General features: G+C 56.1%; 22 protein-coding genes. 17 read left to right on the forward strand and 5 right to left on the reverse strand.

Features of this window, described 5'->3' with window-relative positions; translation table 11 throughout:
• Positions 1 to 85 precede the first annotated feature (85 nt).
• The gene (locus RBB44_RS09770; RefSeq protein ID WP_133947469.1) at positions 86 to 790 is read left to right on the forward strand and encodes an invasion associated locus B family protein; all 705 of its coding nucleotides are present in this window, start codon (positions 86 to 88) and stop codon (positions 788 to 790) included.
• Positions 791 to 940: 150 nt separating this feature from the next.
• Here the strand turns inward: RBB44_RS09770 and hspQ are convergent, their stop codons facing one another.
• The 3 genes from hspQ to RBB44_RS09785 all read right to left on the reverse strand — a co-directional run bounded on the left by hspQ (position 941) and on the right by RBB44_RS09785 (position 3,413).
• Entirely contained in the window at positions 941 to 1,264 is a 324-nt protein-coding gene (hspQ, locus tag RBB44_RS09775; protein ID WP_133947467.1) for a heat shock protein HspQ, read from the reverse strand.
• 104 nt (positions 1,265 to 1,368) lie between these two features.
• Positions 1,369 to 2,412 (reverse strand): CoA ester lyase, encoded by a 1,044-nt coding sequence (locus RBB44_RS09780; RefSeq protein ID WP_306147180.1) that lies wholly within the window; start codon positions 2,410 to 2,412, stop codon positions 1,369 to 1,371.
• An 86-nt stretch (positions 2,413 to 2,498) separates the two neighbouring features.
• A complete protein-coding gene (locus tag RBB44_RS09785) occupies positions 2,499 to 3,413 on the reverse strand; it encodes a lysophospholipid acyltransferase family protein (RefSeq protein WP_306147181.1) in 915 nt (304 codons plus the stop codon).
• A 241-nt stretch (positions 3,414 to 3,654) separates the two neighbouring features.
• On the opposite strand from RBB44_RS09785, the gene RBB44_RS09790 reads away from it, so the two are divergent.
• Positions 3,655 to 4,632, forward strand: coding sequence for an AEC family transporter (locus RBB44_RS09790; protein WP_133947461.1), 978 nt, complete (start codon positions 3,655 to 3,657; stop codon positions 4,630 to 4,632).
• Between the two features lies 1 nt (position 4,633).
• Entirely contained in the window at positions 4,634 to 5,038 is a 405-nt protein-coding gene (locus RBB44_RS09795) for a DUF1801 domain-containing protein (RefSeq protein ID WP_306147182.1), read from the forward strand.
• A gap of 22 nt (positions 5,039 to 5,060) precedes the next feature.
• On the opposite strand, the gene RBB44_RS09800 is transcribed toward RBB44_RS09795, so the two are convergent.
• Positions 5,061 to 6,263: a UbiH/UbiF family hydroxylase gene (locus RBB44_RS09800; protein WP_306147183.1), complete on the reverse strand. Its 1,203-nt coding sequence runs from the start codon at positions 6,261 to 6,263 to the stop codon at positions 5,061 to 5,063.
• A gap of 215 nt (positions 6,264 to 6,478) precedes the next feature.
• Here RBB44_RS09800 and RBB44_RS09805 point away from each other — a divergent pair, with 215 nt between their 5' ends.
• The 13 genes from RBB44_RS09805 (at position 6,479) to RBB44_RS09865 (ending at position 21,603) form a co-directional block, all read left to right on the forward strand.
• Positions 6,479 to 7,405 carry a DUF2182 domain-containing protein gene (locus RBB44_RS09805; protein ID WP_306147184.1) on the forward strand — a complete coding sequence of 309 codons (927 nt, stop codon included), beginning with the start codon at positions 6,479 to 6,481 and terminating at the stop codon, positions 7,403 to 7,405.
• A 183-nt stretch (positions 7,406 to 7,588) separates the two neighbouring features.
• Positions 7,589 to 8,305 carry a phosphatidylcholine/phosphatidylserine synthase gene (locus RBB44_RS09810; RefSeq protein ID WP_306147185.1) on the forward strand — a complete coding sequence of 239 codons (717 nt, stop codon included), beginning with the start codon at positions 7,589 to 7,591 and terminating at the stop codon, positions 8,303 to 8,305.
• Between the two features lie 165 nt (positions 8,306 to 8,470).
• A complete protein-coding gene (locus RBB44_RS09815; RefSeq protein WP_306147186.1) occupies positions 8,471 to 9,448 on the forward strand; it encodes a quinone oxidoreductase in 978 nt (325 codons plus the stop codon).
• A 12-nt stretch (positions 9,449 to 9,460) separates the two neighbouring features.
• Entirely contained in the window at positions 9,461 to 10,411 is a 951-nt protein-coding gene (locus RBB44_RS09820; protein ID WP_306147187.1) for a LysR family transcriptional regulator, read from the forward strand.
• Positions 10,412 to 10,512: 101 nt separating this feature from the next.
• A complete protein-coding gene (gene uraH, locus RBB44_RS09825; RefSeq protein ID WP_306147188.1) occupies positions 10,513 to 10,863 on the forward strand; it encodes a hydroxyisourate hydrolase in 351 nt (116 codons plus the stop codon).
• 3 nt (positions 10,864 to 10,866) lie between these two features.
• Positions 10,867 to 12,348, forward strand: coding sequence for a xanthine dehydrogenase small subunit (gene xdhA / locus RBB44_RS09830; RefSeq protein ID WP_306147189.1), 1,482 nt, complete (start codon positions 10,867 to 10,869; stop codon positions 12,346 to 12,348).
• Positions 12,332 to 14,671 (forward strand): xanthine dehydrogenase molybdopterin binding subunit, encoded by a 2,340-nt coding sequence (xdhB, locus tag RBB44_RS09835; protein WP_306147190.1) that lies wholly within the window; start codon positions 12,332 to 12,334, stop codon positions 14,669 to 14,671. The genes xdhA and xdhB overlap by 17 nt, the downstream gene beginning before the upstream one ends.
• Entirely contained in the window at positions 14,668 to 15,657 is a 990-nt protein-coding gene (gene xdhC / locus RBB44_RS09840; protein WP_306147191.1) for a xanthine dehydrogenase accessory protein XdhC, read from the forward strand. The genes xdhB and xdhC overlap by 4 nt, the downstream gene beginning before the upstream one ends.
• 62 nt (positions 15,658 to 15,719) lie before the next feature.
• Positions 15,720 to 17,279 (forward strand): ABC transporter ATP-binding protein, encoded by a 1,560-nt coding sequence (locus RBB44_RS09845; RefSeq protein WP_306147318.1) that lies wholly within the window; start codon positions 15,720 to 15,722, stop codon positions 17,277 to 17,279.
• On the forward strand, positions 17,279 to 18,373 hold the full coding sequence (locus RBB44_RS09850) for an ABC transporter permease (RefSeq protein WP_306147192.1): 1,095 nt from the start codon (positions 17,279 to 17,281) through the stop codon (positions 18,371 to 18,373). Before RBB44_RS09845 ends, RBB44_RS09850 begins: the two co-directional genes overlap by 1 nt.
• Positions 18,366 to 19,280, forward strand: coding sequence for an ABC transporter permease (locus RBB44_RS09855; RefSeq protein ID WP_008190621.1), 915 nt, complete (start codon positions 18,366 to 18,368; stop codon positions 19,278 to 19,280). The genes RBB44_RS09850 and RBB44_RS09855 overlap by 8 nt, the downstream gene beginning before the upstream one ends.
• 101 nt (positions 19,281 to 19,381) lie before the next feature.
• The gene (locus RBB44_RS09860) at positions 19,382 to 20,446 is read left to right on the forward strand and encodes a BMP family ABC transporter substrate-binding protein (RefSeq protein ID WP_306147193.1); all 1,065 of its coding nucleotides are present in this window, start codon (positions 19,382 to 19,384) and stop codon (positions 20,444 to 20,446) included.
• A 203-nt stretch (positions 20,447 to 20,649) separates the two neighbouring features.
• Positions 20,650 to 21,603, forward strand: a complete 954-nt coding sequence (locus RBB44_RS09865; protein ID WP_306147194.1) for a patatin-like phospholipase family protein — start codon at positions 20,650 to 20,652, stop codon at positions 21,601 to 21,603.
• Positions 21,604 to 21,621: 18 nt separating this feature from the next.
• On the opposite strand, the gene RBB44_RS09870 is transcribed toward RBB44_RS09865, so the two are convergent.
• The gene (locus tag RBB44_RS09870) at positions 21,622 to 23,286 is read right to left on the reverse strand and encodes an alpha/beta-hydrolase family protein (RefSeq protein WP_306147195.1); all 1,665 of its coding nucleotides are present in this window, start codon (positions 23,284 to 23,286) and stop codon (positions 21,622 to 21,624) included.
• A gap of 278 nt (positions 23,287 to 23,564) precedes the next feature.
• Between RBB44_RS09870 and RBB44_RS09875 the strand changes: the two genes are divergently transcribed.
• Positions 23,565 to 25,526, forward strand: coding sequence for a GGDEF domain-containing phosphodiesterase (locus tag RBB44_RS09875; protein ID WP_306147196.1), 1,962 nt, complete (start codon positions 23,565 to 23,567; stop codon positions 25,524 to 25,526).
• Positions 25,527 to 25,532 lie beyond the last annotated feature (6 nt).

Consider the following 25,532-nt stretch of genomic DNA (forward strand, 5'->3'; position numbering starts at 1 on the left):
TCAGAATTGTTTCGCAGATCGGAAAGTGCGTTGCATATCGGTCACCCTCTTGCCCAAATTGGATGTCTTACCATGGAAAACCGACATGAAAGCGCGGCCGGGTCTTGCGGTTGTATGCGGAATGTCACAGAACAGCGCAAAGATTTGCACATCCACGATTGAGGACGTTTCGATGAAGAGTGTTTTGAAAAGAGGATTGATCGCTGGCGCCGCCGCCGCGCTCGTGACCCTGTCTTCTTTCGCAAGTGCTCCCGCAATTGCCCAGGAAGAAGAGAGCCCTTGGACAAAGGCGTGTAACAAGAACGAGCAGACCAACAACAAGGAAGTCTGCTTTATTTCTATTGAGTTGCGGACGAATACCGGTCAGTTCTTGAGCAACGTCGCCATTCAGGAAGTTGAAGGCGAAGCTCGGAAGAAGCTCCTGGTGGCCGTACCGACCGGGGTTTTGATTCAGCCGGGCGTTCGCATCCAGATCGATGACAGCAAGCCGGTGCAGGGCAAGTACAGCATCTGTGCGCCGAATGCGTGTTACGCCGAGTTGGCAATCGACAACAACTTCGTCAACGCGATGAAGCAGGGCGGTGGCATGCGGGTCATCCCGTTCAACCAGCAGGGCAAGGAAATCGCTTTCGATGTCACGCTAATTGGCTTCACCAAGGTCTATGACGGCGCGCCGATGGACATTGCTGAGCTGCAAAAGCGTCAGGAAGAACTGCAGAACGAGTTGCAGAAACGGGCTGATGAGGCACGTCAGAAGCTGATCGACGCACAAAACGCGGCCAACCAGTAAGATCTCTTCTTTGTGATAGTATCCGATCAGGCCGGAGCGAAAATGCTCCGGCCTTTTTGTTTGTGTCGGAAAAACAGGGACGTGGCCAACAAAAAAGCCGGACCTAGTGACCCGGCTTTCAATCTTCGGAGCTGTTAATCGGGAAGGTCTTCAGTGCATCTCCACCGACCGCGGCAGATAAGAGCCATCTGACTGTTCTTCGAAGATCTCAGCAACCTGCGGATGGCGCACCGGCTCACCTGTCATGTCGGGAACAAGATTTTGTTCGCTGACATAAGCGACGTACTCGGTTTCATCGTTTTCGGCGAGCAGATGATAAAACGGCTGGTCGCGTTTCGGACGAACGTCTTCTGGAATGGCATCCCACCATTCTTCGGTGTTGCTGAAGGTCGGATCGACATCAAAGATTACCCCGCGAAAGGGGTACACCCGGTGCCGAACCACCTGACCGATTTTGAATTTCGCCGTACGCATGATTACTCAATCGCCAACTGCTTGCATGTGCAGGAAGTAGCTTTCCTATTGTGCACATGCAAGGGGTCTAAGTGTCAATATTAGCTCGGCAAACTTGCCGAAATCTAAAGACCGTAAACTTCTGCAAGTTCTGCATCCTTGGATGCGACAACTTTAGCCAGGTCAACAATCACCTTGGCCTGTTTCCAGGTTGCATCATCTTGCATTTTTCCATCGATCATGACTGCGCCTGTGCCATCGGGCATGGCATCAAGGATCTTCATGGCAAACGCCACTTCGCCGGGATCTGGCGAAAAGACACGTTTTGCAATGTCGATTTGTGTCGGGTGCAGTGACCAGGCACCGAGGCAGCCCATCAGAAATGAATTGCGGAACTGGCTCTCGCACGCATCGGTATCGGAAAAATCGCCGAATGGCCCATAAAACGGCTTCAATCCATACGATAGGCAGGCATCCACCATCTTTGCCACCGTGTAATGCCAAAGATCTTGCTGGTAAGCCGTTCGTGCCGCACCTTCGGTAGGGTCTGCAAGAACTGCGTAATCTGGATGTCCGCCACCAACCCGGGTGGTTTTCATGCCACGCGAGGCTGCAAGATCAGCCGGCCCCAGGCTCATGCCGTGCATCCGCGGACTTGCAGCGGCAATCGCCTCAACATTCTTCACCCCTTCGGCGGTTTCAAGGATCGCGTGAATGAGAATCGGTTTTTGAATGCCCGCCTTCGCTTCAAGCTGCGCAAGGAGCTGGTCGAGATAGTGAATATCCCAAGGACCCTCGACTTTCGGCAGCATGATGACATCGAGTTTCTCACCAACTGCCGGAACGATTTCCATCAGATCATCCAAAAACCAGGGGCTGTTCAGGCAGTTGACCCGTGTCCAAAGCCCCGTTTGGCCGAAGTCGTTGTCTTGGGCCATCTGGATGAAGCCACGGCGTGCGTCCGTTTTGGCATCGGCGGGAATTGCGTCCTCGAGATTGCCGAGGACCACGTCCACTTTGGCAATGAGATCCGGCACCTTGGCGCGCATTTTCTCAATATGCGGCGGGACGAAATGGATCATCCGCTCCAGGGTAACGGGCAGTTCACGGAAGGGATCCGGCGCGCCAATCGCAAGGGGTTTGTAAAATGCGCTCGGGGTTTTGGTCAAAATGCTGTCCTCCACAATTGTGGCCCTAGCATATCTTTCAAATGTTGCACTGCAACTGCTCCGAAAGGCGGACAGGCGCGGCCTGCTTACGCAGCGTCCTTCGCCGGAGCGGCGCTTCCCGCTGCAGCCCATTTCTTATGGATCCACATCCATTGCTCAGGATGTTCGCGAATCCATTCTTCAAAAATCTCATGAATACGGACAGTCGCCGCTTCAATGTCTGCTTGCCGGTCTTCTGTGACGGGCACCGAGATTGCACGCCCTTCTATGCGGAAGTTCACGCCGTTCTTTCGGATAACCCGTCCAAGGACAATCGGCACACCGCAGGAGCGGGCCAGAGAGGCGGGAATTGGGTTCGCATAAGCCATCTGACCGAAAAACGGGACCTGAATTCCGCGGGTCTCACGAAGATCTCCCATGATAGCGACAATCCCGCCAGCTTTCAGGGTCGACAAAATCTTTCGCGCTGTCTGGTGGCCTTTCGACAACAAACCACCCTTGTAAAGATCCTTGCGCAACGAACGGAGCGCCTTGTCGGCCTCCGGGTTTTTCAAAGCCTGATAGACCCCGGTAATCTCAAGACCGCCAATCACCGCGGGTTGAACGCACATTTCCCAATTGCCACTGTGAAACGACACGAACAGAGCGGCCTGTTCCCCGCGGAGAACCGCCTGCGTGATCTCGTCGGCATCGGCCTCGAACCGATGATCTTGATGCAGGAGCCGGTCGATATGGAAGGTCTCGGCAGCGACCCGACCGAGATTGTCCCACATCCCCAGAACGATTTTTTCCCGCTCCTTGAGTGGCATGTCCGGATAAGCGTTTTCCAGATGCGTTAGCGCCCGTTTGTGGCGCGCATTCAAAGGAGCAATCCAGCGCCAGCAACGTCCCATCAGCCAGGACGCAAAATCCACCGGGAACAACCGGAAAAGGCCAATCGCTGTGGAAAGCAGAAGGCTTTCAAGGTGGTTTCGAAACGTCATAGAAGCTGAACTGGTCACTGATGGTGGACAGTCCCGGTCCACACGGCCTGAATTGGTCTCACCGTTCCGGCAAAAGCACACGGGACAAGCGGCATACGGAACGTTATGGCCTTGCGGTTCACCTCAAGACCTGTTTGGAATGCGATCCGGCGCGCCGTCTTGCATGTTGGGGTCCTTATCGAAGGCAGCACGATTATGCAAGCGTTCAGCCACGTATCACCGCAACCGGCCTGCCAAACGTAAGTATTTTGAACTCACTATGCAGAACGTCATCTCGCTTTCTCTACCGTTTTTCGGGCTGATTTTCCTGGGCTACGCGGCCGGCAAGATCAAACAGATCCCCGAAGCCGGTTTGAGCTGGATGAACTTCTTTGTTGTCTATCTGGCTCTGCCCGCATTGTTTTTCCGGCTGTTGTCCGGAACCCCTTTTGAAGAATTGGCAAATTTCGCATTCATCGCGGCCACGACCTTCACCACTTACATCGTGTTCGCGGTGGCTTTCTGCATCGGGGTGGTCGCCACACGCGGCAGCATCGCCGAATCAACGATTCTGGGCATTGCAGGCGCGTATTCCAACGTCGGCTACATGGGGCCGGGGCTGACGCTCGCGGTCCTTGGAGAAGAAGCGACAGTGCCAACCGCGCTTATCCTGTCGTTCGACAACGCCCTGATGTTTATTCTGGCACCGATGATGATGGCGGTTGCGGGCGCGGAAGATCAGAGCATCGCAGATACCGTCAAAAGCATTCTTTGGCGGATCTTCAGTCATCCGTTTATTCTGGCGACCATCGCAGGGGTGTTGGCCGCTGCATTTGAGTTGCAGCAGCCTCAGGCGTTTTCGACACTCCTGACCTACCTAAGCAACGCCGCAGCTCCTTGTGCGCTCTTTGCCATGGGAGTCAGCATAGCCATCCGCCCAATTGGCCGGATCCCGATCGAACTGCCGATCGTACTGGCGGTTAAACTGATCGTGCATCCATTGCTGATCTTCATGTTGTTGATGTGGCTTGGCAATATCGACCCGGTCTGGATCGCGACGGCAGTCCTGATGGCATGTTTGCCACCGGCGACAAACGTGTTCGTCATCGCCCAGCATTACGGGACTTACGTGCAGCGGGCCTCGAGCTTTGTCCTGATAGGCACGCTTGTTTCAATTGTCACTGTGACCACCTTCATTTGGGCCATCACCACAGGCGCACTCCCGACCGGATTCGCGGAAGTCATGCGGGGAGGGTGATGTGCCGGACAATGACGTACTTTCAGTCATAGAGCGCGAGCCACCTGACATCCGTGAAGGATTAATGGAGCTGCGCCGTCTGATCCTCGAGACGGCCGCTGAGACTGACGGCAGCGGCAAAGTTGTCGAAACGCTCAAATGGGGCCAGCCGAGCTACCTGACGGAAAAACCCAAATCAGGTACGACAATCCGCATTGCGAAAGATGGTTCCGAGTTGGGCGACATTGCGCTTTATGTTTCCTGCAACACCAGTCTTGTGTCGGAATGGCGCGGTCTCTTCCCAGACCTCATCTTTGGCGGTGACCGCAGCCTGCATCTTTCCCTCGCCAAACCCCTGCCACTGCCGGAGTTGCGGCAGATGATCCGGATGGCCCTGACCTACCACAGCAGAAAAAAATCGCGCTGAAACAGGCGCGCTGAGGCAGGCGTTATGGGCGCAGCTGAAACCCGGTTCCTGGCGCCATTCCTTCGCGCATGAGCAAACGCCGGAAGGGGCCAATCTTGCCCGCCAGATACATGCCTGCGCTTCGGGCTGCCTGAACCGGCAGGAAATCTGTCAAAAAGGACCGGTTCAACATATCGACCGCATTGGTCCTGGACCGGATATCGGCCATCCGCTTGTGTTCAAAAGTTATCAGGGCTTCCGGACTGCCTATGTCCTGTCCTTTGGCCTGAGCCGCGGCCACAGCTGATATTAAATCGGAGATGTCACGCATTGATAGGTTCAGGCCCTGCGCGCCAACTGGTGGAAAGACATGCGCCGTTTCCCCGACCAAAGCCAAACGATTTGAAATCACCGACTGGGCCGTCATGCCAGACAACGGGAAGGTCTGCGGTTCGGAAAATACCGTGAACTTGCCGAGAATGGAGCATGCCCGGTCTTCCAAATCCCGTGCGAGCAGCGTCTTGTCCATGGTTTTCAACCGGTCCGCGGTTTCTGCCGTCTCAACACAGACCAAAGAGGACTGCCGGCCGGGCAGCGGAACAAGCGTGAACGGTCCGGTTGGTGTGTGGAATTCGGTCGAGATACCGCTGTGTGGGAGCGTGTGCTCGAGATTGAGAACAAGGGCGGTCTGTGGATAAGACCAGCGCTTGACCTCTATTCCGGCCGAAGTCCGCAGAAGCGAGTTACGGCCATCGGCTGCAACAGCGAGATCTGCAGAAACGGTTGTCCCGGTTTTTGTGGTGATAACGGTTTTATCTTCGGAAAAAGCAGCGTTTTCAGCGAGGTCATCGACGCAAGTGAGGTTGTCCTCAGCGGAACAGGCAGCGGCCAGCACCTTGTTGAGTTCGGCGTTGATGATGTTGTAGCCAAACTCTTCAACGCCGAGTTCTGCGCTTTCAAAAAGGGTTTCGGGCGAGCGGATCAGCCGTTTGGATCCATCGATCATGCGCATCGTTTTCAAGGGTTCTGCCGTAGGCAGAATGTCGTCCCAGACGCCGAGGCCTTTGAGCAGATCGATCGATTTTTGCCAGAGGGCTGTGGTCCGAGCATCTTGAGGTGCGTCAAAAGGGGCGACCAAAGCCGTTTTGATGCCGGTCTTCCCAAGCGCCAGCGCCGTGATCCGCCCAGACGGTCCACCACCGACAACAACTGCATCACACGAGATTTCTTTCTTCGCCCGGGCCATGATCGTTTCCGCACTTAAAGACTTGTTGCAACTTGCCTTACGATGTTGGGCTATACCTCATAAAGATCAACGGGACCAAATCGCGCAGGTCGGTAATTAGATCTTTGGTGCACCGACGGTGTGGTCTGCTCCATGAGAAATATCAATTCGTTGGGCTAAAATCCGCGGTAGGTTCTGCTCGAAATTGGCAATGAGTCCGGCCCAAGACAACACATATGACTGTTTTGCATTCTCCTGATGGCCTGAAACCGCATATCGGCGAACCACAGCGTGGATGGCCGCTTGTTCTCTTGGTCGTCGCGGCACTGACAATGAGCGGCTGGTCGTATCTGATTGTTATGGTCGCAGCCATGGTTCCAAGCATGGACATGGCTGAAGCTGGCCCAGGTATGATTCTGTTCAATCAGTTCAATTTCATGCGCGGTTTGCCGGAAGAGGCCAGGGCAGCACTTGCAGCCCTTTGTTTGCCGGCCGGCGCAACGTTCGGCATGCCCAGCGTTGCGTTGACGGGTGTCGACATTGCCAAGATTTTTATGATGTGGGCCATGATGGCACTGGCCATGATGCTGCCGTCCGCGACGCCCATGGTGAAAGCCTTTCACCAGTATGTGTCTATTGAGGGCACTCAGACAAAATCAGTCTTTTCGGCAACAGTGGCAGTTGTGTTTGGATATCTCGCTGTCTGGATCGGCTACGCGGTTGTTGCGACTACCGCGCAGGTTGGTTTGTCCAAGCTAGGTGCATTGTCCGACATGATGGCGCCGGTCAGCATGGCGCTCACGACATCCATCTTGCTGGCCGCAGGTCTGTATCAATTCACGCCGGCTAAGCGCGCCTGTCTAGAACGGTGCTGGTATCCCAGATGGTCTTTTGCCCGGAACCGAGCAGATTATAGTACCCAGTCTGCTTTTCGTGAGGGACTGGCACAGGGTTGGATCTGCCTTGGTTGCTGCTGGGCCGTCATGACGGTGATGTTTGCGGTCGGGTTGATGAACATTCTTTGGATTGCATTGCTTGGCGCGGTAATGGCTTTGGAAAAAACATTTCCCAGCCGGGCTTTCCCAATCGGGATCGGGATATTTTTGCTGGTGTGGGGCGGTGCGCTTGCGCTTGGAATGGTTCTCGGCCAAGGCGCTTCTTAGAAACATTGCAGTTTGAAGTGTTTCTCTGCTTTTGCGGTTCACACTGTCATCGATTTGCAATACACATAGAAGCTGTTGACTCCTTAGCACTCTTATCAGGGCGAAGAATTGGGAGCCGCCGCGCCACGGAAAAAGAAATGCAACTCCGCGCGGATTTTATTGTTTAAACGAGGACCTAGGCCCGTGACGGACGTAACGCCTGGCAAAGTCGCGCCGGAACCCGCGCTGTTTTTGATCCACATTCTGACAGCTTCCGGAGCCCCGATTGCGTTGATTGCGCTGCTCGCTGGTGCACAGGGCAAATGGGACGAGATGTTCGCCTGGCTTGGACTGGCACTTTTCGTCGACGGCATTGATGGTCCACTTGCGCGCAAGTACAACATTGCGGAACGCCTGCCGCGCTGGTCGGGCGCGTCCCTCGATTTTGTCATCGACTATGCCACTTATGTGTTCTTGCCCGCCTTTGCACTGTCCTGGAGCCTGATGCTCTCAAGCCCGTGGAACTGGATCTGCGGCGGCCTCGTTGTGTTCACCGGTGCGCTCTATTTTGCAGACAACGGCATGAAAACGCCGGACGGCTCCTTTAAGGGCTTCCCGGCAGGCTGGAATATGGTGGTGTTCGGTCTCATGGTGCTGTCGCCATCCGAAGCCTTCACAATTGCCGCTGTCATCGTGTGCTGTGTTCTCACATTTGCGCCGATCCGGTTTGTTCACCCGGTCCGCGTCAAACGCTGGCGCTGGCTGACCCTCCCAGTCACGCTTGTTTGGATGGCGCTGGCTGCGCTCGCGATCTGGGATGGGATGGTGTTGAGCACCTGGGCAGCTGTCCTGTTTACAGGTGCCAGCCTTTACCTCTTCTCAGTGTCCGCGGTTCAGCAGCTGATCGATCGCGTGGATTGATCGGTCACTCAACCGGAACTTTTCCCGGCTCTAGCTTCTAATGCACTGTAAACAGTGTGTTCTTCGTTTCGCGCTGGCATCGTTGCGACGGGCTGGATATGGTCTTTGCAAGGATCTGCACCAGTTGTTTGCGTGCAATCATGACGAAAATCTGTGGGAGTTGATATGGTACAGGCAATCCGCGTGCATGAGACAGGCAGCGCCGATGTTTTAACCTGGGAGTATGTAGAGGTGGGCGAGCCGGGCCCCGGTGAAGCGCGCATCCGGCACACGGCGATTGGCCTCAATTTCATCGACACCTATTTCCGGTCCGGCCTTTATCCGGCACCCGATGGGGTGCCGTTCATCCCAGGAAATGAAGGCGCCGGTATTGTTCAGACAGTCGGTGAGGGCGTGTCCCACATAAAGCCGGGTGATCGTGTGGCCTATGTCGGTCCGCTTGGCGCCTATGCTCAAGAGCGGATCATTCCGGCGGACCGCCTTGTGGTCGTTCCTGACGGAATTGATGACAAGGCTGCGGCCGGCATGATGCTGAAGGGGATGACGGCCCAGTATTTGCTCCGCCAAACCTTCAATGTCGGCCCGGAGACAACCCTTCTGTTTCATGCCGCAGCCGGGGGCGTCGGCCTGATTGCCGGGCAATGGGCAGCCCATCTCGGGGCAACGGTGATTGGCACTGCAGGGTCACAGGACAAAGTCGATCTGGCCAAGGCCAACGGCTACCAGCATGTCATCAACTATAGAACCGAAAATTTCGTCGAACGCGTCAAGGAAATCACCAACGGCAAGGGCTGCGACGTTGTTTATGATTCTGTTGGCAAGGACACCTACCCGGGTTCGCTGGATTGCTTGAAGCCTCGCGGGCTGTGGGTCAGCTTCGGTCAGTCCTCCGGCCCGATCCAGGACTTCAATCTTGCACTGCTTGCGCAAAAGGGATCGCTGTTCGCAACCCGGCCTACGCTCTTTAGCTATATTGCGACCCGCGAACAGCTGGAGATGACGTCCGGCGATCTGTTTGATGTCGTATCCAAAGGCATTGTGAAGATCGCGGTCAACCAGGAGTACCGTTTGGCCGACGCGGTCCAGGCGCATACCGATCTGGAAGGCCGGAAAACCACCGGCACGACCGTTCTGATCCCGTAAGGAAGGTTCAGAATGCGTTCAGCGCGCGCACAGGAGCTGGCCCGGAATCTTTACAGCCCAGCGATGCGGTACTTTCTTGCCGCTGCCGAGGCTGGGTCTATCCGGGCCGCGTCGCGCGAGCTGAATGTTGCTTCGTCCGCAGTCAACCGGCAAATCCTGTGGCTTGAAGAAGCGCTTGGGCTCCAGCTCTTTGAGCGCGTAGGCCGGCGGATGCGGTTGTCCCAGGCGGGCGAGGTGCTGCTGGCGCACATCCGACGGACCTACTCGGACTTTGAGGGCACGGTCGCCGAGTTGGACGCCTTGAAGGGCTTGCGGCGTGGCACTGTGTCGATTGCCTCGGTCGAAAGCGTTGCCGAACGGCTTTTACCTGCGGTGATCAGTTCGTTCCGCCGGACTTATCCCGGCATCCATGTCAACGTTTCGGTTTCCTCTTCGCAGGAAGCGGCCCGGAAGGTGGAAGCGGCCGAAGCGGATGTCGGGTTCACCTTTGACCCTCCCGACATGTCGACCCTGACCGCGGCCTTCCATCATGACCTGGTAATTGGCGCGGTGATGGCGCCCGACCATCCTCTGGCGGACGAAAACGGACTGAGTCTTGCCGATTGTCTCCGTTATCCGGTTGCCTTGCCGGCAGAAGGTTTGTCGATCCGGGCCCGGATTGATGTCATTCGGAGCCGGATTCCTGGCGCATCCATGACCTATGTTGAGGCGAATTCCTTGCAATTGATGCGGGCACTGGCGCGGGATGAGAACGTTATTGGGTTTCAAACGCAGATCGGCTGCGAAGAAGATATTGAAGCCGGGCATCTGATCTTTAAGCCATTGAAAGATGAACCTCTTCAGGCCGATCGTCTTTGTGTGGTAACATCGTCTTTGCGCGCCTTGGCATTGGCCCCGGCGATGTTTTTTGATCACGCAGTGTTCGCCTTGAAAGAGCGGCTAGCATCCATTGATGCCAATTAGGCATCATTAAGTACGCAAATGAGCGCTTTGGATCTGCGTCTATTTCAGGCACATTTTTAATCTGATGGATTTTGCGGCACTGCCGCAAGAGGGAGAGACTGATGGGGCGTTTGACAACGCACGTTCTGGATACTGCTTTGGGGGTCCCTGCAAAGGGCCTCAAGATAGAGCTTTGGTCTGCGAACGATGCGCCGGCTCATATTTCAAGCCATTTGACCAACGATGACGGCCGGGTCGACGGTGCAATTCTCACCGACGATGTGTTTGAAACCGGAACCTACGAGCTCCGCTTCCATGCAGGTGAATATCTTAAACGCACCAATCAAACCCTCCCGGATCCGCTCTTTCTGGATATCGTTCCAATCCGCTTCGGAATCGCCGACGCAAACGCGCACTACCATGTGCCGTTGTTGCTCTCGCCGTTCGGCTATTCAACTTATCGGGGGAGTTGAGAGATGCGGGACACGATCCGGTTCATCAAAGGCGGTGAAATTGTCGAGCTCCACGATGTCGGGCCGACCGAGACACTTCTTGACTATTTGCGGCTCCGCCGAAAGGAAACCGGCACCAAGGAAGGCTGCGGCGAAGGTGACTGTGGTGCCTGCACCGTCGCGCTTGGCCGGGTCATAGATGGCAAGCTGACTTATCAGCCTGTGAACAGCTGCATTCAACTCTTGGGTATGGTCGACGGCGCTGAACTGGTGACCGTGGAAGATCTTGTTCAGGACAAGAGACTGCACCCGGTTCAGCAGGCCATGATGGATCTTCACGGGTCGCAATGCGGGTTCTGTACACCGGGTTTCATCATGACGCTATTCACCCTGTATCACGCAGAGGGTGAAGCAAAATCCCGCAAGACGGTCTCGGAATGGCTCGCCGGAAACCTTTGCCGGTGCACAGGATATCGACCCATCGTTGATGCGGCGCTTGAAGCCTGTTTCAACGTTGCAGATGACGCGTTCACCTGGCGGTCGAATGAAACCCGTGAGCAGTTAAAGAAACTCGCTGACAGCCGGGATATCTTCCTCGGAACCAGTGAACGGTTTTTCTCCTCGCCGGCATCTTTGGACGGCCTGGCAGCGCTTTACGGTCAGCATCCGGATGCCACCCTGGTCTCTGGCGCGACCGATGTCGGCCTCTGGATTACAAAACACCTCCGCGATCTGCCTAAAACCATCTGGCTCGGCCGGATCGAGGGCCTGGACAGAGTCGAGGAAAGCGAGTCCGGTATTTTGATGGGGGCGACGGCGACCTTTGCGGCAACTGAGGCCGCGATGACGCGGATCTCACCGGATCTGGGCGAACTCTGGAAGCGGATTGGGTCCAAACAGGTTCGCGCGTCCGGAACGGTTGGCGGCAATATCGCCAACGGATCGCCGATCGGAGATTCGCCTCCAGCGCTCATTGCACTTGGCGCAACTTTGGAGCTTCAGTCAGCAGACACTGATCGCGCTCTGGCATTGGAAGACTTCTTCATCGACTACGGTAAACAGGAAAGTCTTCCCGGGGAATTCGTAACCGGACTGTTTGTTCCGCGCCCCTCCGCCAATCAGGTCTTTCACTGCTACAAAATTTCAAAGCGCTTCGACCAGGATATCTCATCCGTCATGGCCGCCTTCCGGTTTACCATTGTTGATGGCCGGATCATCGACGCGCGGATCGCCTATGGCGGCATGGCGGGAACACCGAAGCGGGCCAGTGGAGCAGAAGCGGCATTGAAAGGAGCGATCCTGGAGGATGCATCGACCTGGGCGGCCGCCATTGACGCACTCAACACCGACTTCACGCCATTGACGGATATGCGGGCAAGCGCGGAATACCGCATGGAAACGGCGCGGGCCTTGCTCGCGAAAGCCTTGATGGAAACCGATGGAACGGCGGCGGAAAGCGTCCGGGTTTTGGCAAAGCGGGAGGCAGATCATGACCGCGCCGCTTGATCAGAGCAAAGTGACCGCCCCGCTAAAGCACGTGCGGAAACCATTGCCCCATGACAGTGCAGAAATGCATGTCACAGGTACAGCGCCATATATTGATGATCTGACGGAGGCCGTTGGTACGCTGCATGTCGTTCCGGGCTGGGCGAGATCTGCGGTCCGCGGCAAGATTAGCTCCATCGATCTGACGGATGTGAGCGCAAGTGACGGCGTCGTCGCCGTGCTGACATCTGAGGATATTCCGGGAACCAATGATTGCTCATCCGGTTTCGGTGATGATCCGGTTTTGGCAGACGGTGAAATCCTGTTTTACGGCCAGGTTGTCTTTGCTGTTGTTGCCGAGACGCGGGATCAGGCTCGTAAGGCCGCCCTGAAAGCCAAAATCGAGGTCGCACCGATCCCACCAATCCTGACGCAGGAAGACGCGGAAGCTGCAGAAACAATGGTTCTGCCGGACTATCAGTTTCGGCGCGGATCCCCTGAAACCGGTATTACAGCGGCAGAAGAGGTCTTGTCCGGCTCCTTCCGCATTGGCGGGCAGGAGCATTTTTACCTGGAAGGCCAGATCGCCATGGCCGTGCCGCAGGAAGCGGGCGGCATGCTGGTTCATACGTCGACCCAGCATCCGACGGAAGTGCAGCACACCGTGGCAAAAGTTCTTGGCGTCCCGGATGCCTTGGTCACTGCGGAAGTCCGGCGCATGGGTGGTGGTTTTGGCGGTAAGGAATCCCAGGCGAACCAATGGGCGAGCTTGGCCGCGCTTGCCGCTCACGCCACGGGCCGGGCATGCAAGGTTCGGCTTGACCGGGATGATGACATGATCATGACCGGAAAACGGCATGATTTCCGCGTTGACTGGACCGTTGGCCATGATGGTACGGGCAAGATCCGCGCGGTTGATATGGAGTTCCTGGCCCGGTGCGGCTACTCGGTCGATCTGTCCCTTGGTGTGAACGACCGTACGCTGTTTCATGCGGATTCCAGCTATTTCTATCCAGACGCGGCCATCCGGTCCCGCCGCTTGAAAACGGACACGTGTTCAAACACTGCGTTCCGCGGGTTTGGCGGGCCACAAGGCATGTTGGCTGCCGAGCGCATGATTGATGCGATTGCCTTCAAGACCGGCCGGGATCCGTTGGATATTCGCAAGCTGAACTTTTATGACGGCGAGCGCAATCTGACACCCTACGGTATGCCGGTGGAAGAATACGCGGTGATGCATGATCTTATCGCCCAGCTAGAAGAAACCTCTGATTACTGGTCCCGGCGGGACGATGTCCGTGATTTCAATGCTGTAAATGCCGTCTTGAAGAAGGGGCTGGCCCTGACGCCAGTGAAATTTGGCATTTCCTTCACGCTGAAACACCTTAATCAGGCAGGCGCGCTTGTACATCTTTACACCGACGGTTCGGTTCATTTGAACCACGGCGGCACCGAGATGGGGCAGGGGCTCTACCAGAAGGTTGCCCAGGTCGTCGCCGAAGAATTTGGCGTGACACTGGATAAGGTGCGGATCACCGCAACCAACACCTCCAAGGTGCCCAATACCGGCCCGACAGCCGCGTCCTCCGGGACCGATTTGAATGCCATGGCTGCAAAACTTGCAGCGCAGGAAATCAAGGGACGCTTGATCTCGTTCTTGTGCGAGCAGCACCAGTGCAGTCCTGAAGCTATTCATTTCGGGGACAACAAGGTCCTTATTGGCGATCAGAGTTTCACTCTGGCGGAAGTCGCCAAACAGGCGCATATGGCGCGGATCCAGATGTCTCACGCCGGGTTCTATGCGACACCCGGGATTACCTGGGACCGGGAAAGTGTAACCGGCCGGCCGTTTTACTACTTCGCCTTCGGCGGCGCTTGCGCTGAGGTCACAATCGACACCATGACGGGTGAAATGACGGTCGATCGGGTCGATATCCTTCACGATGTCGGCCATTCGCTGAACCCGGCGATTGATCTTGGCCAGATCGAGGGCGGGTTTGTGCAAGGCATGGGCTGGCTGACCACTGAAGAGCTTGTCTGGGATGAAAAAGGCCGGCTGCGCACCCACGCCCCGTCGACTTACAAGATCCCGACGGCGTCGGACATTCCCGAGGAGTTCAACGTCAGTCTCTATAACGGCAACGGCAATCCTCAGGATACTGTCTACCGGTCCAAGGCGGTCGGTGAGCCACCGGTGATGCTGGCAAACGCTGTCTTCTGCGCCATCAATGACGCGGTGGCGAGTATCGCGCCAGGTCAAATTCCAAATCTTGATGCGCCGGCAACGCCCGAAGCGATCATGAAGGCCGTCAGGGATTTGCGCTCACGAAAGGTCTCGGCATGAAGGTCTGGGGGCACATCGCGAACTGCCTGAAAAGCAGCGGCGCCTGCGCCCTCGTCACGGTTGCTGAAACTGGCGGATCGACACCGCGGGAAACCGGCGCACGGATGATCGTACGGCCGGACGGCGGGTTTTACGGCACAATCGGCGGCGGCACTTTGGAATTTGAAGTGATCCGTCAGGCGGCAAAGGCTGCAAGCATAAAGACGGCCGGTTTCGAATTAAAAACCGTTTCTCTCGGGCCTGATCTCGGCCAGTGTTGTGGTGGCCGGGCCAAAATCGCGATCGAAGTGTTCAACGACGAACAGTTGGAATTTGCCGAACGGCTAGCGCAGGAAGAAGAAAAACAACTTCAGTTTGCAACACGTGCGATCATTGAAAACGGCTCCGTTCTCGAACGGGAACTCGTGGATCAAGTGCCTGAAGACGCATTTCAAATCGTCGAGGAGAACGGCAGAAAGCTGCTCATCGAAAATTTCGGCGAAACACGGCGGACACTCTATCTCTTCGGCGCCGGGCATGTCGGAAAAGCCCTCGTTCTGGCACTGGCACCCTTGCCGTTTTCGATCGTTTGGATCGACAGCAGAGCGGATCAGTTTCCAACTGCCGTCCCGGCCAATGTCACGAAGGTCTGCACTTCGGACCCCGCAAAAGCACTCGGGGATGCGCCGGATGGTGCCTTCGTTCTTGCCATGACCCATTCACACGGCCTCGATGAAGAAATCATGGCCCGTGCGCTTCTGGCTCAACGCTTTAAATACAGCGGTGTTATCGGTTCCAGAACCAAGCGGGCCCGGTTTTTGAAACGTCTCAAAACACGCGGTCTGAGTGAAAGCGTTCTTTCATCCATGGTCTGCCCGGTCGGGGTGACAACGATAAAATCAAAACACCCGGCTGCGATCGCAGCTGGAATTGTTGTCGACCTGATCGCCCGGGACGAGGCCTGTTATCAACAAGCCGCTGCAAGCGGGAGGCTTGCACACAAATAAGACATGAATAATAAGGCGGCATCCAACCGGGGGACAGTGTGGGTACAGAAAACCATTCAGAAGTGGACACGGCAGCTGCCCCGTTCGCGAGATCCGGCAAAGACAAGTTGCTGGACGCGCAAGGGCTGACCAAGCGGTTCGGCGATATCCTTGCCAACGACGCCGTCGATCTGACGATCAACAAGGGTGAGATTCACGCTCTTCTTGGTGAAAACGGCGCGGGAAAGTCTACGCTTGTCAAGATGTTCTACGGGTCGCTCGAGCCGGATGGCGGCGAGATCTGGTGGGATGGCCAAAAGGTTGCGATAGACAATCCTGCCGCTGCCCGCGAACTCGGCATTGGGATGGTGTTCCAGCACTTTTCCTTGTTCGAGGCGCTGAATGTGGTCGAGAACATTGCGCTCGCACTTCCAAATCCAGGCAATATGAAAGATCTGGCCAAACGGATCGAAACGGTTTCCCGTGAGTATGGTCTCCCGCTGAACCCCAGTGACATTGTCGCCGATCTGCCTGTCGGAATTCGCCAAAGGATCGAAATCGTCCGCTGTCTCCTTCAGGAACCCCGTTTGATCATCATGGACGAGCCAACGTCTGTCCTGACGCCGCAGGAAGCGGATCAGCTTTTCCTGACCCTGCAACGGTTGGCGTCCGAAGGCTGTGCTGTCCTTTATATCAGCCACCGTTTGGAAGAAGTTCAGCGTATCTGCCATCACGCGACCATCTTGCGCCACGGCCAGGTCGTCAATGAATGTGATCCCACGAAGGAAACACCAGCAACACTCGCCAGCATGATGGTGGGCGCTGAAGTGATCGCGGTAAACGCGGCAGCACAAAAACCGGCTATCGGAGATGGCCGGCTTGGGTTGAACAAGTTGTCCGCGCCTGCGGCCACCCCCTTTGCAACGGCGTTGAACAACATTTCGCTGGAACTCCGTGCGGGTGAAGTTGTGGCGATTGCGGGCGTTGCTGGAAATGGGCAAGGGGAATTGTTCGACGCAATCTCTGGTGAAATGCGCGTTGGTTCCAACATGGTCCTGCTGGATGGCGTTCCCTGCGGCTCCAAGGGCATCAATTGGCGCCGGAAGAAAAACGCCGCGTTCGTTCCCGAAGAGCGGCTCGGTCATGGCGCCGTTCCTGGCATGAAGCTCTCCCAGAACATCGTCCTCACGCGGCACAGCACAGGTGACAAGCTGGTCAATGGCGGGATGGTGTCCACGGCCAACGCCGGAGAAATGGAGCAGCGGATCAAACAGGCATTTGATGTCCGTATGTCGCATGATGACCCAGAAGCTCGGTCGCTGTCAGGTGGCAATCTCCAGAAGTTTGTTGTCGGTCGCGAACTCGACCGGCAACCCGGCGTCCTGATCATCAATCAACCCACATGGGGCGTCGACGCCGGGGCAGCTGCCCTGATCCGTCAGGCGATCATTGATCTTGCCCGAAGCGGCTCTGCAGTTCTGGTGATCAGCCAGGATCTCGATGAAATCTTTGAAATTGCTGACAAGATCGCGGTGATCTCCAGAGGCTATCTGTCTGAACCAGAGCCGGCCGCGGATATGACTCGCGAACGGGTTGGCCTTCTCATGGCAGGTGGAGCCGAGACACAAGGGGAGGTCGCTTGATGCGGATCGAACTCGTCAAACGCAAGGAACACAGCGAACTGATGTCGCTGATGTCGCCTCTGATTGCTGTCGGCCTGACAGCTCTGTCCGCTGCGATCATCTTTGCCATTTCCGGCGTCAATCCAGCCCTTGGTCTCTACAAGTTCTTCATTGAACCTTTGACAGAACAGTGGTCGCTGGAAGCAACGATCGAAAAAGCAACACCGCTTATTCTGATCGGCTGCGGTTTGGCGGTTTGTTACCTCTCGAACAACTGGAACATCGGCGCCGAAGGACAGTTCGTAGTGGGGGCAATGTTCGGCTCCATCCTGCCGGTCATGTTCCCGAGTTTTGAAAACAGCCTGACACTGCCGCTGATGCTAATCTGCGGTGTGATCGGGGGCGCGCTTTGGGCGATGATCCCGGCGCTGTTAAAGACCCGGTTCAACACCAATGAGATCCTCACAAGCCTCATGCTGGTTTATGTGGCCGGGCTTCTGCTGGATTATCTCGTTCGCGGTCCCTGGCGGGATCCGGATGGCTTCAACTTCCCGGAATCGCGCATCTTTTCTGATGCTGCGACCTTGCCGGAAGTCTTTGGCGGAATGATGAGCCTGGCGACGCCCATCACCATCATTGTGGCGTTGGTGCTCGCGCTCGTTTTGGCAAAAACCATCAAGGGCTTTGAAATCCGCGTAATGGGCGAAAGCCCGCGCGCAGGCAGCTTTGCCGGGTTCTCAGCAAAAGGGTTGACCATTTTCTCGTTCGCCTTGGCAGGCGGGTTGGCCGGCCTTGCCGGCACCATGGTCGTCTCAGGGTCCCTGAACCAACTTCTGCCGTCCATTTCTCCGGGCTATGGCTTCACGGCGATCATCGTGGCCTTTCTGGGCCGCTTGAACCCGATCGGTATTATCATCGCCGGGTTTGTCCTTGCCTTGTCCTACATCGGCGGGGAGGGCGTCCAGTCCGGGCTAGGCGTCTCCAACAAGATTGCAAGCGTGATCCAGGGATTGCTTCTGTTCTACGTGCTCGCCTGCGACACGCTCATTCTTTATCGCATCCGCATGGTCTCCCGCCGTGCTGCCAATCCGGCCGGGGAGGTTTCTCATGTTTGAGGCTGTTCTGCTTACAGTCATCACGGCGGCAACCCCGCTTCTTATTGCGGCAATTGGCGAATTGGTGGTGGAGCGCTCCGGCGTCCTCAATCTGGGCGTTGAAGGCATGATGATCATGGGGGCGGTGATTGGATTTGCAGTCGCTAACCAGACCGGCTCTGGAACACTCGGGGTTATCGGTGCAATCGCGGCCGGTATGGCCATGTCTGCCTTGTTTGGTTTTTTGGTGCTGGTTCTGGTCGCCAATCAGGTTGCAACCGGTCTTGCACTGACGATCCTTGGTCTTGGGCTCTCCGGGATGATCGGAGAAGCCTATATCGGGGTGCCAGGTCTGCGGATCCCGGAACTCTACATCCCGATCTTGTCGGACATCCCGTTCATTGGACCGGTCTTCTTCCAGCAGGATGCCATCGTTTATATCGGCTTTGCACTTGTCATCGGGGTGGCCTACTTCCTCTTCCGAACCCGTGCCGGCCTGATCTTGCGCTCTGTTGGTGACAATCACGGATCCGCGCATGCGTTGGGGTATTCAGTCCTGAAAATCCGGTTCATGGCGGTGTTGTTTGGCGGGGCCTGTGCGGGTTTGGCCGGCGCTTACATGTCGCTGGCATATACACCGCAGTGGGTGGAAAACATGACGGCCGGCCGCGGCTGGATTGCGCTTGCTTTGGTGGTGTTTGCATCTTGGTTGCCGTTCCGTGTCATCATTGGAGCGTACCTGTTCGGCGCGGTCAGCGTTCTGAATTTGCATGCCCAGGCAATCGGCCTTGGGGTTCCATCGCAATTCCTGTCCAGCCTGCCATATCTTGCGACCATTGGAGTACTTGTGCTCATCTCCGCAAACCGCAGACTGACGCTCGTCAATACACCGGCCTGCCTTGGCAAGCCATTTGTTCCGGACCGGTAGCGCCTCCCCGTTACCGGTCGGGTTCAGCCTGCAGCGATCAGGGCTGGATCAAAGCAAAAAGATCGTACACAAAGAGAGATCAAACAGAGGGGACCAAACTGATGAAATCTCTATTGAAAGCAACTGTGGCTGCCGCTGCGTTCCTCGCAGCAGGAACCGCAGCAAACGCAGCCGATGTTAAGGCATGTTTCGTTTACGTCGGACCGGTCGGTGACTTCGGTTGGACCTACCAGCACGACCAGGGCCGCTTGGCCGTTGAAGAGCATTTCGGCGACAAGGTCGAAACCGCGTTTCTTGAAAGTGTTGCAGAAGGCCCGGATGCAGAGCGCGCCATTGAGCGTTTCGCGCGGGAAGGCTGCAACATCATCTTCACGACATCGTTCGGCTACATGAACCCGACCATCAAGGTTGCCAAGAAGTTCCCGGATGTGAAGTTCGAGCACGCCACGGGCTACAAGACCGCCGACAACGTCGCGACCTATAACTCCAAATTCCACCAGGGCCGGTACATCATCGGTCAGGTCGCGGCCAAACAGTCCAAGACTGGCGTAGCGGGTTACATCGCCTCCTTCCCGATCCCGGAAGTTATCGCTGGTATCAATGCGTTCATGTTGGGCGCACAATCCGTCAATCCGGACTTCCAATTGAAGGTAGTTTGGGTGAACACCTGGTTTGACCCAGGCAAGGAAGCCGATGCCGCCAAGGCGTTGATCGACCAAGGCGCTGACATCATCACACAGCATACCGACTCCACCGCACCGCTTCAGGTCGCTCAAGAGCGCGGCGTTCACGGCTTCGGCCAGGCATCCGACATGGTCGCCTTTGCCCCGGACGCGCAGTACACCGCCATCATTGACGACTGGGCGCCGTACTACATCCACCGCGTTCAGGACGTTCTTGACGGGAAATGGGAAAGCCACTCCTCTTGGGAGGGCCTTGCAGAGAAACACGTTGTCATGGCCCCATACACCAATCTGCCAGCAGATGTTGTTGAAATGGCCAAAGCAACGGAAGCCAAGATTGTCGATGGTTGGGAGCCGTTCACCGGTCCGATCACCAAGCAGGATGGTACCGTTGCAGCTGAAGATGGTGTGCGTCTCGACGACGGCGCGATCCTCGGCATGAACTGGTACGTTCAGGGCATTGACGACCAACTGCCGCAGTAATTCTGCCCTCTGAGAGCCGGAGTTTCCGGCTCTCGAATCAAGGATTAGGCCGGAGACAGGCAATCACCTGTTCCCCGGCCTTTTTCTTGACCGGAGGGGTCTGGCAGTTTTCCCATACTCTCCGATAGACTTGAGCCGCCTCAAACTATTCTATGTACAGCTCGCAGGGCGCGTGTTGTCACGACAGAAGGAATGGATCCAGCATGGAACGCCGCAGTTTTTTGACCGGAGCCATTGTCACCGGCAGCTCTATCCTTGCATCAGGCGCGAATGGCCAAGCCGCGTCTTCACAGGTTACACCGGAAAACACCGCGGCAAATCCGACAAAACGCACCGACGGATTTCACCTGGCCCTCGGCGGCGGCGCAGCCAAGGCGTTTGCCCATATTCCCGTTCTTGAAGCGCTGGATGATCTCGGGGTGAAGCCGGAAGCGATCGCCGGAACATCCATGGGCTCCATCCTCGGCGGCTACTATGCAAGCGGCATGAGCGGCAAGGACATCCGAAGCTTTACGGTCGATCTCTTCACCCAAAAGGGTCAATTGCTTCAAAAGCTGTTTTTGACTGATGGCCGGACCTGGGGATCGCTTTTGAATATGATGCGCCCGTCGATCATTGACCCGTTGGTTTTGTTCGAGACGCTGTTTCCGGACGGGCTGGCGGAGAACTTTGAAGATTTACAAATCCCGATGAAAGTCGTCGCAACGGATTTTCATCGCCAATCCCAGGCGGTACTAACTGAAGGTGCGTTTCTACCCGCAATAGCAGCCTCGTCAGCGCTGCCCATGCTGCTGACGCCAGTCCAGATTGATGGGCGCGTCTTGATTGATGGCGGCTTCGTCAACCCGACGCCTTTTGACGTGTTCGAAGACACGGATTATCCCGTGATGGCCGTTGATGTGACCGGGGCCGATTTCTCTGCGATCGATGGTCTGCCAAGCGGTATGGAAACCTGGATCGGCTCGTTTTCAATCACGCTTCATTCCCTCGTTGCAGCGAAGTTGAGTTGCGCCCAGCCGGATCTTCTCCTGGAACCGGCAATCGGTCATTTCCAAACGATGGATTTCTTCGAAGTTGAGGCCATATTGGATGCGGCCGATCCGATCCGGGAAGATGTTAAACGTGGGTTGGACCGCCTGCTGGGTCAAAAGATCTGAGGCAGCTGTCTTTCCAAGCTAGAACGACCCACCGCGTTTGACGAAGATTTCCTTGAGGCGGTCTGCACGGTCAGTATTCCATCCTTCTGGATCAACGGCCGCGGCCCAGGCGTCGATGTAGTCCCGAGCAATGTAATAATGACCAAAGCCCGAGACATTAAGCGAAAACGCTGAATCAAGCGCGAGCTGCAGCATGGTGACGACGGGAAACCACCTGAGTTGAGGCGTAACATCCGGAGCGCGTGGAGGTGACAGCCAGCCGGGCTCAAAGATGGAACTGTCATAGGTGAAGTTCACAATCGGATCGCTGCCATAATTGAGAAACACCATTCGGATCGGGCCCCAAGGCGTAAATTCACCTTCAAGTCCCCCATACTGGTCCAAGACCCGGATCAGAGACCCGTTGCCATAGGTGGGCCGCCAGGCGGGGCTGTCCGGGTTTCGATGATCGCGAACTTCTGACCAGAATTTTGAGAAAAACGGGGACCCGGCCCACATCGCTCCCTGGATGGGGTCTCCCAGCATGTCGAACAAAGGGATCGTGGCTTGAGAGTTGAAAGCCCCTTGGCTCAGACCATGCACATAAAACTTTGGCCGGTTGTCTTTCGGCAACGTTGTCCAATGGTCATAGACTTTCTCAAAAAGAACGCGTGCTTGATCAACGCCATAGTCCGGATGTGCGAGCAGCGACAAAACACTGGTGAGATACGAGTATTGCGCGGCGACCGTCGCCACATCTCCGCCAAGCATGAAGTCTAGTGTGTCATGAGCGCCCGGATCCATCCACCCACTTCCAACCGGGACGGCGACAACAAGAGTTGAGCGCGAGAAGGCATCCACGCGCTTCAATTCTTCCAACGCGATTTCGGCCCGTTCTTCCGCCGTCTCGGCAGACAACCGGCCGACATAAATCCGGATCGGGTTTTGAACCGGACCCTCAAAGAATTCCCCGATTTCATCTGATGAGGGGGCCGTTGCAACAAAAGCCCGGCCGTGCCGCCCCATTTCCTTCCAGCGGATGAGGGACGCTGAACTTCCTGTCTTTTCCGGATCGGATGGCTGTTCAATATCCGGCTCTATGAGAAGGTCTGCAGCCATGAAGGACGCGTCTGCTGCTTTGAACGCGTTGCGGATCAATGCGCCATCCACCAACGCCCAAAAGAGCCAGCCGACAGCTGCAATTGAGACCACGATGCCGACACGACGCGGCACAAAACGATCCAATATCCGCTCCACCCGGCGGCGGGCGATCCCAAGCGCTCTGAAAATCAGCCACAGAACCAGAAAAACGCCGAGGGATACCCCTAGGATGAAGAATGGTGCGGCGCTTTCCAGTGGCTCCAGTCCAACGGCTTCGCGGGTAGCATTTTGCCAGTTTGCTGCTCTTGAAAGGGAATAGGCAAGAATACCGGCACACGCGGCCAAGCCACCGATAACCCAGACTGTTCGCAAGCGCCCCTTAAGCCACGGTATTTCCATGTAGCGCCAGGTTGCCCGGACAAGAAGAGCTGCTTCATAACCCAGGCTTGCAACAATTCCTGACAAGAGGCTTTGCACCAAGGGGTCGCGTGGCATCAAAGATGGGGTCAGCGATGCACCAAACGCGCTGATTGCTACAATTGCAGCAAACGTGGACATGTTGGACATCATCCAACCGGACAGGCGGTTTTGAGAATGCGGCATCAACGTCTCCGGAAGGGGCGGTCGGATTTTCTATGATCGGTTTAACACGCCATTAGTAGTACCGCGTTTTGTCAGGGATAATATCCTTGGTGAAGAAAATGCCATTTAATGGATTCAAGTGCAGTTAACTGTCTGCGCTCATTGTCTCTCAAACGACGCTTGGAAATTCGCTGCCTGGCTTCCACCAGGACTGCACCCGGGATGGTGAGACTCTTTCTCCCGGCCGCGTACCAGCGTTGTTCTGCCTGAATACACGTAAGTTTTGTAGGACAGTTAGCATGACGGGCCGGCCTGGTTATAGCCGATATATTCTTCCATTGGTCGTGATCGCAATGACGTTTGCTCTGTCGATCAGCGCAGTCGAGATGGTCCAAAAACGGCAGGATGCGAAGGCAAAGGACGACGCTCTGCAAGCGCTCATTACGTCTTCCAGCCTGCTCAACACGCATCGGCTGGAGAGCCTTTTGACGAGTGCGCTTTACAACTCCGACTTCGAGTATCAAGCCCGAGTCGCCAGAGCTTTCGTCCGCTTTCAAAACGCCCTGAATTCCTGGCACGTGAACCCGTTGCTGGAACTTGGTCCGCAAGCGTCTCTCATAACGCGCAGGCTTGCGGACGCTAAAGAGATGGCAGGGTCAATTGAACCTCTGATCTCCAATCTGGACAACAGAAGCTCGATTGAACAGGCGCTGGCAAAAGTCCACCAGATCGGAACGTCGTTGAACCAAGTCCGGCATTTGGCCGAAAACCGTATGTCGTCAATTGCTCAAGAAAGCAACGCGGCTCTTAATCGCCAAGCCCGTATTCAATCGCTTCTTGGCGCTGGATTGATTGCAAGTCTCAGTGCCTGGGTTTTCTTGTTATTCCGGAGATTGCGGTACTTTGCCAATGAAAGAAAACGCCACGGGTTCAATCTCGCCCGTGCAGCCGCCGAGTTGAGGCACGATCCGGCCACGGGGCTGATGACACAAAAGGTCTTGATCGAGAAAATCGAGGAACTGCAGTCCAAGCGTCGCGACGACCAGGATTTGGTCGTGCTTTATTTTGATCTGGTTATGCCCTGGACTGGATCCGGATCTGCAAGCGAGACTGATCGGAATTCCATTCTCGCGGCCATTGCCGAACGGATCCAACATCAGATCAATCTTGGGCCCGAGCCAGGATGTCTTGCGCGGGCAAGTGGGAGCGGATTCTTCGTTGCCATGAAGATGGATCACGAGAGTGGAACAACAGCCTTAGAGATCACCAATCGGCTGCGCGACCATATTCACAGGCCAGTGGCAATTCGCTCCGGTATCTATCCAGTAAACAGTGTCGCGGGGATCGCATTTATAGACCAGGAAGAACGTGACCCGGGCGCGGGGCTGCAAAACGCATTGTTGGCTGTTTCGGAGGAAATAAGGACAGGCCGCCGGGATGTCGGAACATACAAACCGCCTTTGCGAGCGGTTGCGGAGCGGCAATCCGGCATTTCTCGCGCATTGCTTCAGGCACTTGAACAGGAAGATTGCCTGCCGCATTTTCAGCCGCAGTTTAACATGAAGACCGGTCAAATCGTTGGGATTGAGGCCTTGGCCCGCTGGTATCATCCACAGCTCGGCTGGATTGCACCTGCAGAGGTGATTCCGATCGCCGAGCAGAACGGCTTGATCATCCCATTGGAACGCAAAATTATTGAAACGGCCTGTGCTCAGGTACAGCTGCTGCCCGGGGACGTGGATCTGGCGGTCAATCTGTCTGTGCCGCACATGCTCCATGGGGATGTTGCCCCGATGATCGAAGATTGCCTGAGCAGCACGGGCCTCCCCGCCAAGCGGCTGAAGGTAGAGGTCGCAGCAGGCCGGCTCCTTAACACGTTCGACCGTGTCCATGGTTGCCTTGAGGATCTGCGTTCACTGGGTGTCACCCTATCCTTGGACAACTTTGGTACGCCAACCTCCGCCTTGTCCGGCATTCTTCAATACAAATGGGATGAAGTGAAAATCGACACGTCTCTGACGAAGATCCTGCGGGACGGTGACGCGGGGCATGGCCTGATAGCGATGGCCTTGACCATGGTGAAGACACTTGAGTCCACGGCGCTCATCGAAGGGATTGAGACGATCGAACAGCGTGATATGCTGACCGCGCTTGGCTGTGAACTGGGGCAGGGGTATCTCTTCGGCGGCCCCATGGCGATCGACGATTTGAATGCCCTTTTCTTTTCCGAACAACCAAATCTTGCGCGGATGCTGATGTGATTCTGG

This window comes from Roseibium sp. MMSF_3247 (assembly GCF_030733765.1).
Taxonomy (GTDB): Bacteria; Pseudomonadota; Alphaproteobacteria; order Rhizobiales; family Stappiaceae; genus Roseibium.